The organism is Yoonia sp. 72 (genome assembly GCF_034652275.1).
Classification (GTDB): domain Bacteria; phylum Pseudomonadota; class Alphaproteobacteria; order Rhodobacterales; family Rhodobacteraceae; genus Yoonia.
Genome location: NZ_JAXIWG010000004.1, coordinates 293,264 through 304,559, shown reverse-complemented (window position 1 = coordinate 304,559; position 11,296 = coordinate 293,264). Strand labels below are relative to the sequence as shown.

General features: G+C 59.8%; 13 protein-coding genes and 1 tRNA gene. 7 read left to right on the top strand and 7 right to left on the bottom strand.

Annotated elements, in window-relative coordinates; genetic code table 11:
• Nucleotides 1-3: 3 nt before the first annotated feature.
• The gene (locus tag VCK47_RS16655) at nucleotides 4-591 is read right to left on the bottom strand and encodes a TetR/AcrR family transcriptional regulator (RefSeq protein ID WP_322891371.1); all 588 of its coding nucleotides are present in this window, start codon (nucleotides 589-591) and stop codon (nucleotides 4-6) included.
• Between the two features lie 28 nt (nucleotides 592-619).
• Between VCK47_RS16655 and VCK47_RS16650 the strand changes: the two genes are divergently transcribed.
• The 5 genes from VCK47_RS16650 (at nucleotide 620) to VCK47_RS16630 (ending at nucleotide 5,288) form a co-directional block, all read left to right on the top strand.
• On the top strand, nucleotides 620-892 hold the full coding sequence (locus tag VCK47_RS16650; protein WP_322891372.1) for a hypothetical protein: 273 nt from the start codon (nucleotides 620-622) through the stop codon (nucleotides 890-892).
• Between the two features lie 73 nt (nucleotides 893-965).
• A complete protein-coding gene (locus VCK47_RS16645; RefSeq protein ID WP_322891373.1) occupies nucleotides 966-2,252 on the top strand; it encodes a homoserine dehydrogenase in 1,287 nt (428 codons plus the stop codon).
• Between the two features lie 69 nt (nucleotides 2,253-2,321).
• Nucleotides 2,322-3,287 carry a class II fructose-bisphosphatase gene (glpX, locus tag VCK47_RS16640; RefSeq protein WP_322891374.1) on the top strand — a complete coding sequence of 322 codons (966 nt, stop codon included), beginning with the start codon at nucleotides 2,322-2,324 and terminating at the stop codon, nucleotides 3,285-3,287.
• A 90-nt stretch (nucleotides 3,288-3,377) separates the two neighbouring features.
• Nucleotides 3,378-5,138: a single-stranded-DNA-specific exonuclease RecJ gene (gene recJ, locus VCK47_RS16635; protein WP_322891375.1), complete on the top strand. Its 1,761-nt coding sequence runs from the start codon at nucleotides 3,378-3,380 to the stop codon at nucleotides 5,136-5,138.
• Nucleotides 5,139-5,213: 75 nt separating this feature from the next.
• A tRNA-Glu gene (locus VCK47_RS16630) sits at nucleotides 5,214-5,288 on the top strand.
• Between the two features lie 28 nt (nucleotides 5,289-5,316).
• Here the strand turns inward: VCK47_RS16630 and VCK47_RS16625 are convergent.
• The 6 genes from VCK47_RS16625 to VCK47_RS16600 all read right to left on the bottom strand — a co-directional run bounded on the left by VCK47_RS16625 (nucleotide 5,317) and on the right by VCK47_RS16600 (nucleotide 9,978).
• Nucleotides 5,317-6,387 carry a tyrosine-type recombinase/integrase gene (locus VCK47_RS16625; protein WP_322891376.1) on the bottom strand — a complete coding sequence of 357 codons (1,071 nt, stop codon included), beginning with the start codon at nucleotides 6,385-6,387 and terminating at the stop codon, nucleotides 5,317-5,319.
• Nucleotides 6,384-6,572, bottom strand: a complete 189-nt coding sequence (locus VCK47_RS16620; protein ID WP_322891377.1) for a hypothetical protein — start codon at nucleotides 6,570-6,572, stop codon at nucleotides 6,384-6,386. The genes VCK47_RS16625 and VCK47_RS16620 overlap by 4 nt, the downstream gene beginning before the upstream one ends.
• Before the next feature lie 58 nt (nucleotides 6,573-6,630).
• On the bottom strand, nucleotides 6,631-8,037 hold the full coding sequence (locus VCK47_RS16615) for a Mu-like prophage major head subunit gpT family protein (protein WP_322891378.1): 1,407 nt from the start codon (nucleotides 8,035-8,037) through the stop codon (nucleotides 6,631-6,633).
• Nucleotides 8,030-8,653, bottom strand: coding sequence for a head maturation protease, ClpP-related (locus VCK47_RS16610; protein WP_322891379.1), 624 nt, complete (start codon nucleotides 8,651-8,653; stop codon nucleotides 8,030-8,032). Before VCK47_RS16610 ends, VCK47_RS16615 begins: the two co-directional genes overlap by 8 nt.
• 193 nt (nucleotides 8,654-8,846) lie before the next feature.
• Complete coding sequence (locus VCK47_RS16605; RefSeq protein WP_322891380.1) at nucleotides 8,847-9,452, bottom strand: hypothetical protein; 606 nt, start codon at nucleotides 9,450-9,452, stop codon at nucleotides 8,847-8,849.
• 229 nt (nucleotides 9,453-9,681) lie between these two features.
• Complete coding sequence (locus VCK47_RS16600; RefSeq protein ID WP_322891381.1) at nucleotides 9,682-9,978, bottom strand: hypothetical protein; 297 nt, start codon at nucleotides 9,976-9,978, stop codon at nucleotides 9,682-9,684.
• Between the two features lie 71 nt (nucleotides 9,979-10,049).
• Between VCK47_RS16600 and VCK47_RS16595 the strand changes: the two genes are divergently transcribed.
• Both VCK47_RS16595 and VCK47_RS16590 read left to right on the top strand, forming a co-directional pair.
• Nucleotides 10,050-10,286 carry a helix-turn-helix transcriptional regulator gene (locus VCK47_RS16595; protein WP_322891382.1) on the top strand — a complete coding sequence of 79 codons (237 nt, stop codon included), beginning with the start codon at nucleotides 10,050-10,052 and terminating at the stop codon, nucleotides 10,284-10,286.
• Between the two features lie 376 nt (nucleotides 10,287-10,662).
• Complete coding sequence (locus VCK47_RS16590) at nucleotides 10,663-11,064, top strand: DUF4145 domain-containing protein (RefSeq protein ID WP_322891383.1); 402 nt, start codon at nucleotides 10,663-10,665, stop codon at nucleotides 11,062-11,064.
• The last annotated feature ends 232 nt before the right edge of the window (nucleotides 11,065-11,296 follow it).

Here is an 11,296-nt window from a genome sequence, read left to right as displayed (position 1 = left end):
GCGTCAGCGCCTGACGGATTTCTGGACAAGGTTGCAGTAGATTTCTTCGATCGCATCCATGCCAAGCCGCCCGCCTTCGCGGTACCAATGGCTGAGCCCAGTCAGCATGGCAATGATCGCCATCGTCGCGATCCGCGTATCGGGCACGGCAAAGATCCCCGCCGCAACCCCGTCACGCAAGATATCCTCGAGCGCGGTTTCGTAATCGCGGCGCATCTTTTCGAGGATAGCAAAGTTTTCCGGCGCAAGGTTGCGCAACTCCATATAGGAGACGAACACCTGATCGGACCTTGGCAGGTGAAACCGGATATGAAACCGCGTGAACCCGTCCAGCCGCGCAGGCGGATCGCCCTGCAGATCGGCAGCGGCCAGCGCATCAAGCACATCCTGCATATGTGTGCGCATCAGATCAAACAGCAGGGTCTGCTTGTCGGGGGTGTAGTTATACAGCGCCCCCGCCTGCACCCCGACCTCGGCCGCGATCTGGCGCATGGACACAGCCGCATAGCCATGCCGCGCGATCAGCCGCAGGGCCGTGTCCTGCACCCGTGGGCCGGTGATATCGGAATGAGAACCCTGCTTGCGCGCCATACCGCCATCTAACTGAACAGCCGTTCAAATGAAAAGCCCGACTTGCCGCGAAGTCCCGCACCTGTCTATTGTCTGCCACATGCGCCACACCCTGCCCTTTCTGCTGATCCTTGCCGCCTGCGCGGATATTCCCGCATTGGAGGGCACCGTGACCGAGGCTGCGCGCAACGCGCCCTATCCGCGTCTGGCCCCGCTGGAGGACCAGCCCGCACCGATTGCGGCCGAAACGGATGGCATGGATGACCGGCTTGCCGCGTTGCAACGCCGTGCCGCCGCCCTGCGCGCGATTGATCGTGATTGATCTGGGCGCGTTGCAGTAGCGGCGTTCATTCGCTACACCGCACGGGAACGGTGACAGAGATGGAATTGACAGCATGACACACCCTTTAAGGCTCGGCATTGCGGGACTGGGCACCGTTGGCGTGGGCGTCGTGCGGATCGTGCAAAAGCACGCAGATCTGTTGCAGGCGCGGTCGGGCCGTCCTGTCACGATCAGCGCGGTATCCGCGCGCAGCCGCGACAAGGATCGCGGGGTCGATCTGTCTGCCTATGCATGGGAAGATGATCCCGTGGCCCTTGCGCGCCGCGACGATGTGGACCTGTTCATCGAGGTGATGGGCGGCCACGAAGGCCCCGCCAAGGATGCGACCGAGGCCGCGATTGCCGCAGGCAAGGATGTGGTCTCTGCCAACAAGGCGCTATTGGCCGTGCATGGCCAAGCCATCGCCGAAAGCGCCGAGGCTGCTGGCCGCGTGATCCGGTTCGAGGCCGCGGTCGCAGGCGGTATCCCTGTCGTGAAGGCGCTGACCGAAGGGCTGGCGGCCAATGACATCACCCGCATCATTGGCGTGATGAACGGCAGCTGTAACTATATCCTGACGCGGATGGAAAGCGCGGGCCTGACCTATCAGGAGGTCTTCGACGAGGCCAACGCCCTTGGCTATCTGGAAGCCGACCCCGAACTGGACGTGGGCGGGATTGACGCAGGCCATAAGCTTGCGCTCTTGTCGGCCATCGCCTTTGGCACGCAGGTCGATTTCGACGCCGTGCAGCTGGAAGGGATCGGTGCCATCAGCATCGAGGATATCCGCCAAGCCGCCGATATGGGGTTCAAGATCAAGCTTTTGGGTGTTGCCCAGATGACAGGCCGCGGGCTGGAACAGCGCATGTCGCCCTGTCTTGTGCCCGACACCTCGCCTTTGGGCCAGTTGCAAGGCGGCACGAATATGGTGGTGCTCGAAGGCGATTCCGTAGGCCAGATCGTGCTGCGTGGCCCCGGTGCAGGCGAAGGCCCGACCGCCAGCGCCGTGATGGGCGATGTGATGGATATCGCGCGGGGTCTGCGGATGTCCACCTTTGGCCAGCCCGCGACCAGCCTGCGGCGCGCGCGCCCCGCACTGGCGGCGATTCCGGCCCCCTATTATCTGCGGATGCAACTGCTCGACAAACCGGGTGCTTTGGCCAAGGTCGCGCGCGCCTTGGGTGATGCGGGCATCTCGATCGACCGGATGCGCCAGTATGGCCATGCCGACACCACAGCACCCGTGCTGATCGTCACGCATAAGACGACGCGCACCGCGCTGGACGAGGCTTTGGCTGCATTCAAGGACACGGGCGTGGTGTCGGGCGACCCTGTCGCGATCCGGATCGAGGCGGTTTAGCGCAAACAGTCTTGCGACTGTGACCCAAGCAGGGTTTACGGTGGCGTGAACCACCAAAGGATGACCGCAATGCCAACGCCCGCCGATTTCAACGACCGCAACCTGTCGCTGGGTCTGGCCCGCGTCTCTGAAGCGGCCGCCATCGCCTGCGCGTCCCTGATCGGGCGCGGTGACGAAAAGGCCGCCGATCAGGCGGCGGTGGATGCGATGCGCAACCAGCTCAACAAGCTTGATATCGCAGGTGTTGTGGTGATCGGCGAAGGTGAACGCGACGAGGCCCCGATGCTGTTTATCGGCGAGGAAGTCGGCACCGGCAACGGGCCGGGCGTGGATATCGCGCTTGACCCGCTGGAAGGCACGACGCTGACCGCCAAGGACATGCCCAATGCGCTAGCCGTGATCGCGATGGGCCCGCGCGGGTCGATGCTGCATGCGCCCGATGTCTATATGGACAAGCTGGCCATCGGTCCGGGGTTTCGCACCGGCGTCGTGACGCTGGATATGTCGCCTTCTGAGCGGGTGTCGGCGCTGGCCGCCGCCAAAGGCTGTTCGACCAAGGACATCACCGTCTGCGTGCTGGAACGCCCGCGCCACGAAGACATGATTGCCGAAATCCGCAGCACAGGCGCGGCGATCCGGCTCATTACCGATGGCGATGTGGCGGGTGTGATGCATTGCGCCGAACCCGATATCACTGGCATTGACATGTATATGGGGTCCGGCGGCGCGCCCGAAGGGGTGCTGGCTGCGGCGGCGCTGAAATGCATGGGCGGACAGATTTTCGGGCGCTTGCTGTTTCGCAACGATGACGAACGCGGGCGGGCGACCAAGGCGGGCATCACCAATTTCGACCGCGTCTATACCCGCGACGATATGGTCACAGGCGATGTGATTTTCGCCGCGACGGGCGTCACGGACGGATCGCTGGTGCCGGGTATCAAGCGCGAGGTCGGATTCGTGACCGCCGAGACGATCCTGATGCGGTCCAAGACCGGATCGGTCCGGCGGATGATCTATCGCAACCCCGTGCGCTGAGGCGCTGGCGCGCCGCCTCCGGCGGGAGTATTTTTGGAAAAAAGAAGTCAGGGCGTGGCGTGGCGGCGGCGGCGCTGATAGTATGGGCGCATGAACAAACCACAAGATCATGCGTTTTTGGGGGTGACTGCGTCCCTGACGGGACGCCGCTGGGTCGGCCCTTCGGTGCAGGAGGACCGGGCAGCCGAAGCCATGGCGCAGGCGACCAACCTGCCCCCCGCGATCTGCCGCACACTGGCGCGGCGCGGTGTGCCGTCGCAGGAGGCGGCGCTGTTTCTGGCCCCTACCCTGCGCGATCTGCTGCCCGATCCGCGAAAGCTGCGCGACATGGAAAAGGCGGCGGCGCGGTTCCTGCAGGCCGTAGCAGGGCGCGAACGTATTGCGATTTTTGCCGATTATGACGTAGACGGCGGAGCCTCTGCCGCGCTGCTGATCGTCTGGCTGCGGCAGATGGGATTGAAGGCGACACTTTATGTCCCCGACCGCATCGACGAAGGATATGGCCCCAATGAGCCCGCGATGGCAGAACTGGCCGCAGCACATGACCTGATCGTCTGTGTCGATTGCGGGACGCTGTCGCATGGGCCTATCGCCGCCGCCGTTGGTGCGGATGTGATCGTGCTGGACCATCACCTTGGTGGTGAGACCTTGCCCGCGGCACTGGCCGTCGTGAACCCCAACCGGCAGGACGAAAGCGGCGATCTGGCGCATCTCTGTGCCGCGGGCGTCGTGTTCCTGATGCTGGTCGAGGCGAACCGGCAGTTGCGGGATGCGGGCAAGGCAGGGCCGGACCTGATGGCGATGCTGGACCTTGTGGCGCTGGCCACGGTCGCGGATGTGGCGCCGCTCGTGGGTGTGAACCGCGCCTTTGTGCGGCAGGGGCTGGTCGTGATGGCGCGCCGTGCGCGTGTGGGGCTGACGGCGCTGGCGGATGTGGCGGGGCTCGATGCCGCACCGACATCCTATCATCTGGGGTTTTTGCTGGGGCCACGGGTCAATGCGGGCGGGCGGATTGGCAAGGCCGATCTGGGGGCGCGGCTGCTGGCCACCGATGATCCGTCCGAGGCGCGCGATCTGGCCGATATGCTCGACCAGCTGAACACCGACCGGCGCGCCGTTGAACAGGCGGTGCGTGATGTGGCCATCGCACAGGCCGAGGCGCGGGGCACGGACGGGCCGCTGGTCTGGGCGGCGGGCGAGGGCTGGCATCCGGGTGTCGTGGGGATCGTCGCGGCGCGGCTGAAGGAGGCCACCAACCGCCCTGCCATCGTGATCGGTTTCGAGGATGGAATCGGCAAAGGATCAGGCCGGTCGGTGTCGGGCATCGATCTGGGGGCGGCGATCCAGCGGCTGGCCGGCGAGGGCCTGCTGCTGAAGGGCGGCGGGCACAAGATGGCGGCAGGGCTGACCGTGGCGCAGGACAAGCTGGAACCCGCGATGGCGCGGCTGGCCGAATTGCTGGACAAGCAGGGCGCAGGTGCGCTGGGGCCTGCCGATTTGCGACTGGACGGTATCCTGATGCCCGGGGCCGCGACAGTCGATCTGGTCACCTTGCTGGATGATGCGGGGCCGTTCGGAGCGGGCGCGCCTGCGCCGCGTTTCGCCTTTCCTGATGTCCAGATTCTGTTCGCCAAACAGGTGGGCGAGAATCATCTCAAGATCAGTTTCGGCGACGGACTGGGCGCGCGGATCGATTCGATCTGTTTTGGCGCGATGGACGGGCCTTTGGGGCCTGCGCTGCTGCAGCATAACGGCATGCGGTTTCACCTTGCAGGACGGATTGAAGTGCATGTCTGGCAAGGCCGCCAATCGGTGCAATTGCGTCTGGAGGATGCCGCACCAGCGCATTGAAACGAAGTCCGAAAAAAGCGCAAATTTCCCCTTGCGCGCGCTGCGGGCTTTGCCTAAAAGCGCGACACCAAGTGCGGTCCCTTCGTCTATCGGTTAGGACGCCAGGTTTTCAACCTGGAAAGAGGGGTTCGATTCCCCTAGGGACTGCCATTGGTTTGATTTTTCCCTGCATTGTCATTTAGTTACCTGCTTCCTTGTCCAACTTTTGGGAAAGGTTGGACAGATTTTGTTCACTTTTTGGGCTTTCCAGCTTGGCTAACCCACTGTCAGCCAAGCGAGATCGATCGGCCTTTCCGGTGTATGTCGAACCCTCTTTGTTCGTAGCGTGGGCCAGATAAGCGCGGATCTCATCAGGGGTCGCACCGGCATTAGCCAGACGTGTTGCACCGGCCTTTCGCAAGCCATGTAGAGACCCGGGAACACCGGCAGCCTTGCATTGATCCCGGAACCAGTTTCCTAGCGTTTCGGGCTTGTATGGAAGCCCCTTGCCGTGCGTGACGATCAAGAGCTGATCAGTCGGCACATGGCGCAATTCCTCGGCAAGCTCGGCCAGAATCGGAAGGTCAGCACCCACGCCAGTTTTGCCACGACGATACGAGATCCGCCCCGCTTTTATGTTCTGCCAACCGATGCGGGTGAGATCCTGCCGAGCCATCCCGGTATTAAGCGCAAGTAGCGCCACCAGACGCGGCTTTGATCCAGAACCATGATGATCGAGGAAGCGGTCAATCTCAGCTTCGGTCCAAGTATGATATCCGTCCGGGTTCTCTTTGCGACGATCGGCATAGCGGGCGGGATTGAAAGTGACGCCGAGCTGACGCTTGATTGCGAAAGTAAAAAGCAGCGACATAGTTTTCTTGACCCCATTCGCTGCGGCCGGGCCGGACTTCTTGTCCATCAGCGCCTCGACATGGTGTGTCCCAAAACGATCGAAAGGCAGGTCGCCAGCATGGGACCGCAGCCAATCCATCTGGCCGCGAATTGTCCGCCTACGGGCATCTGACAGGCCCTTGAAGCGCGAGCTTGAAAGGTATTGCTCGACGACCCAAGCGAGGGTTCCACGCGGCGCTGAGCTGCGAACAGGGGCCTTAGCGCCCTCGATTGCGGCATCATAGGCAGCGCGAAAATCGGCCGAGGCATATGGGCCGGGCAGATAACAGGTGAACCCCTTGCGACGAAACCGGAACCGGATCTTGCCATGACGATCGACGATCCGCGTGACACCGGGAAAAGGGCTCTTGCGTCTCATTGCTTCAACAGCCGGTCACAAGGGTTCTGGACTTCGACGCTGCTTTGCTGGCCTGCGATGATAACGACCTGCGTGCCATCAGGCTGCGCAATTTCAACGCGCAGCTCGGTGCCGCCAGCCGCGCGGACAGCTTTCACCCAACGGGTGAGGTCTGCTTGGCTGACTGGTGACTTTCTTCTTGACATGGTGCGGTCCCTTCGGTGTTGGAAATAGCCGCCCCGGCTTTACCCGGGGCGGTCTGATTTATGCGCCGGGGTTCATGAACCACGGGCGGTGATCGACGAAACCGGCACCGAAATCGAGCCGCACCTTGAAGCGTAGCGCATCGACCTCAAAGCCCTCCTGAGTGAAAACTTGCGGGCCACGCTGATCATCTAGGTAAGCGTGCTGCAGGCCATCAGGGCGGCCGGGCAGAGCCGCCAGATACCATCGCGCAGGATCGGGCAGGTTGGCATCCACAAGCAGGGTGAGCCGCCCTGCAAAGGGGTTCACCTGACTTGTTTCGGCCGCCGTGATATCCGCGATCAGTTGCTCGGCAACGGTTTCGAGCTCAGGGGGAACCACCAGGAATGCCGGCGTCACGTTGATCGCTTCGCCCGACAACCCTTTCTGACGCCGCATGGCGGTGCGGGCAGTGCCCAGAGCGTTGATCGAGAGCGCAGCACCAGTGCCGAGGTTGCCGTGATCCACATGGAAAAGCGGCTTGCCATCCTTCATGGTCGGACCAAGGCCGCCATTCTGCTCGAGTAGCCCAGCGAAAAGCCGCGCTTCAGTATAGGCAGCACCCTGCCCCAGCATCGGCGCAATGTTCGAGAACACGCCCAGATCATCGTTCACAAGGGCCTGACGCGTGATCCCGAAAACCTTGCCGTAGGTCTCGAGGCCAAAACTTTCGGCACCTTCCTCGATCGTTCCGCTTGTAAACTCGCCAGATTCCTTGACGCGATCGAGATGCGAGCCGGTGCTGACCCGCACCGAGTGAATTGCACGGAAGTCTGTTGCCGAAACTTCGCGTGAAGCCTGCATCAGTTGCGACCGGCCTTGCTCATACCCCTCGAGCATCGTGCGATTTACCACGTTGCCGAGGATCTCAGGAAAATCAGATGTTGTATGCAGCGCCATCTCGACCAGCTTGGCCGCGCCACCTTGAGCCCGTCGCCCCCCATGCTCCAAAACCACACGCGCAATCTCTGCCATGCTGGTATGCGCATAGTCGCGCCCGATCGTCGGCGTGTGCTTGGGGTTCACCCGGCTCATAACGCCATCGGCGATGCGATCCGACAACGTGACGTCTTGACCGCCGCCACGATAGTCGGCGGCCCGCATTGAATACCGGTCCTGCTTTTCGACGACACGATCGAGCAAAATGCCCTTCATCGTAGCTGTTGCTTCCTCCTCGGAATGCTCGGCTTTCATTTCCGAGAAAAGCCGATCGGCGATGTTCTGGATTTCAGCGGCATCGAGCGCGTGCGTTGCAGCAAGCTCAACCAGCTTTTCGGCCACTGGCAGGGCTGTTTCCACCATCTGCGGAGCCTGCAATTTCACTGCGATCAGATCCACCAGATCGGCAGAGATGTTCCGCCCTTGTGCCAAGAGCCGAACCTTTGCGAGGTGCCGGGCGCTGACTTTATTACGATTGAAATCAAGCATTACGTTTCTCCTTTTCGATTTCTGCAGGCGATGCGGTCGCCCAGCCGTGTTTGCTCACCAGCTCGACGAAAAGGGCCGGTGGATCCTTAAACTTGGTGTAATTGAACACTGCGGCGATCGGGGCGTCTTGCCCCGCCTCACCCTCGACCTGATCGGCGAAATTGAGAGCAACTGCCTCCGAGGCATCGAGCCACGTCTCATCCGCCATCCATTGCTTGACCAGCTCCAGCGGATTACCCGTCGCCCGCGAATAGGCCCGAGCGTAGATATCCGTCAGCTTTTCCATGACCTCGGCGCTTTTCCGATGCACCGCAGACGATCCCCAGCTGATTGAGGCCGGTTCATGGATCATCATGACGGCCGCGGCATGCATGACGATGGTTGCGCCACCCACCGCGATCAGAGAAGCGGCCGATGCAGCGACACCCTCGATGCGAATGCTAACCCGCCCGTGACGCTCGATCTCGGCGAGGATTGCCGAACCTTCAAAGGCATCACCCCCCGGCGAGTTGACGACAATCTCAGCCGTGTCAGGGTTCTCTGAAAGAAATTGAGCGATAGCGGCGGCGGTGTTCCGCCCTTCACCGACAAAGCCTTCAATGCGAAACACGCTCACGAGCTACACTCCTTTTTCGGAACGCGGATCTCATAGCCCTCAGCAACCTTCACTCGATCCTGTGGCTCCGGGCCCAGCAACATGTAACCGGTGAGGTGATAGACCCGCTCTGTGAACGTTTCACCGATGAACTTCGGAATAGCCTCGAATGACGGAAAGATCGGGGCGGGCGCTTGGGGTGTGAACCGGGCAATCACTGGTCCGATTCCTGACCTGACGTGATGGACATAAAACCCTCACCGCTGATCAGATAGCCCAGCAATTTCGCACGATGCTGAGCATGAAGAAGCGCCGTGCGAATGTTAACCACCGCAATTTTTGGGCCCGAATGGACCCAAGCAAAACCCGATTTAACAGCAGACGCATCCTTTGGAAGATCAAGACCCTGTGCCCATACGACAAATTTGTCAGAAATGGCGCTGAGCTTGTCGCAGCCGACAGTAGCGTCGCCCGCATTATTTCCAGAGGGATCCATGAGCACCCGAAACGAATGATAGACGAAGTACTCAGACGCGTCGTCAGTGTGGCCTTCATTTTCTTGCAGCAAGTTGAGCAACTGATCGCGCCCGCAGCGGGCAGCATCTGCCGCCTCTGCGTTTGTAAGACCCTGCGCCCGCAGCATGTCCATCACGACCACCGATGCGAGCTCGAGCGGGCCGTATCGTTTCTGCTTCTCTCCGGGCAGGGCCGCACGATCATAGGGCATATTTCCAGTGGCCTCAGAGCTACGCAGGGCATCCTTTGACCATCCGCAGATTTTCGCGAAGTCGCCCTGACGAAAGGTGTTTCCGGTTTTCATTTTCTATCCTCTCCAACAATCTCCAAATGTGCGTATCCTATAACACTGTTTTTGTAAATACAGATACAAACTGCACTGCCAAGAAATCTGTTCGTTGAAATCGGGGCCTGCGGCACGGTGTATGGAGCTTGGGTGTCGCAAAGGTGTCTGCAACGACCATGGCAGCAAACCCAAAACGGAAGGGCGGTGAGATCCCCCACCGCCCTCGCCACCCACCAATCTGTTGCAATCACAAAATGATGTTCGGTTCGCCGCTTGGATGCGGGGTCAGACCCTCTAAAAAGTCTGACAACGCGTCCATTTCCGACTCGGTCATCAGCCATGAAAGCGCCTGAATTCGGCCGATCTGATCCGTCGCGTTTGCATAGAACCTTGCAACGTCCGGATCACACTTGCCCGAGAGCACTTGAAGCGTCGCCCGCTGAACTATGTCGCGGGCAACACTCGCGTCGACCAGCTGCTTTCGCTCGCGAAAGTCTTTCATCAAAATTACTTCGGCGGGTTGAGCTTGATTGTTTTGAGACATGGTGCCTATCCTCTACTGACTATATCAGTCACCATGTATGACTTTAAGTCATACCGCAAGTAGGGCTTTTAATGACACCAGCACAATGCAGGGCTGCCCGGGCTCTCCTCAACCTAGAACAGGCCGAGCTTGCTTTGGCATGTGGCATCGCTCGATCGACGCTGGCAGACTTTGAGAGAGAGGCTCGGCAACCCCGTCAAACAAGCCTCAACGCAATAAAGCATGAGTTGGAAGCAAAGGGGGTTGAATTCATCGAGCCAAATGGCGGTGGCGCGGGTGTTCGTCTGAAGATTCACGCCAATCGTTAAGATGAAGAGACAGTATTTCTAGGGTATCCGAACAAGAATCAATTCGATTGGAGACGTTATGCAATATGTGCCACCATCAAGGGACTTAGCGGCTTTCAACTGTCAGTATTGTCACGCATATTCTCATCAGCATTGGTACGCTGGGGGCGCGCGTCATTTTGTGAGGAGTAACGCCCCATTTAGCGAAGGTGTTGCCGGAATTTTCGCTAGCGAACTCACTGCCCCAAGCCTACTTGATCTTTCCAAGACCTTGAGTTGCGTTGGTCTAACGAACGTATTGTTTAGCCACTGCGCGAATTGCCGAAAAGTCTCGGTGTGGGTAAACAACTCGATTGTGTTCCCGGTCGCTGGCTCAGCGCCTTTGCCTAACCGGGATATGCCTGAAGAAATTCAGCGCGACTATGAGGAAGCAAGCTCGATACTTGATAAGTCGCCGAGAGGTGCCGCTGCCCTGCTTAGGTTGTGCATCGACAAGCTTTGCGGCCAGTTAGGCGATCCAAAAGCTTCTATCAACGAAAACATAAAAAAACTCGTGGCTGATGGCTTAGACGAGCGCACCCAAAAAGCACTAGATGCAGTGCGCGTGATCGGAAACAATGCGCTTCATCCGGGTCAAATTGACATCACCGATGATAGGGCAATGGCTGCGAGCCTTTTTAGGCTGCTTAATCTAATAGTTGAGAAGCTAATCTCAGAGCCTAAAGTAATTGATGAAATTTACAGCGGTCTCCCGCAAGGGGCTTTAGAAGCTATAGAAAAACGAGATCGCAAAAAATAGTTAACACACATAACTTTTCTGAGGATTAGCCTGAGAGCCGCGCCGGGGCGACAGAAACCGGCCGCTCTCTCTCGGGGTTTGCCCACTCACCGAGTAACGGGATCCGTTTGTGCTGAAAATTCAAAAACACGGGCCGGAACTGCCAAATCGAAATCTTAAATTGAGAGCCACGCCAGCAAGGAAAGATGGCCGCTCTCTCTCGGGGTTTGCCCACTCACCGAGTAACGGGATC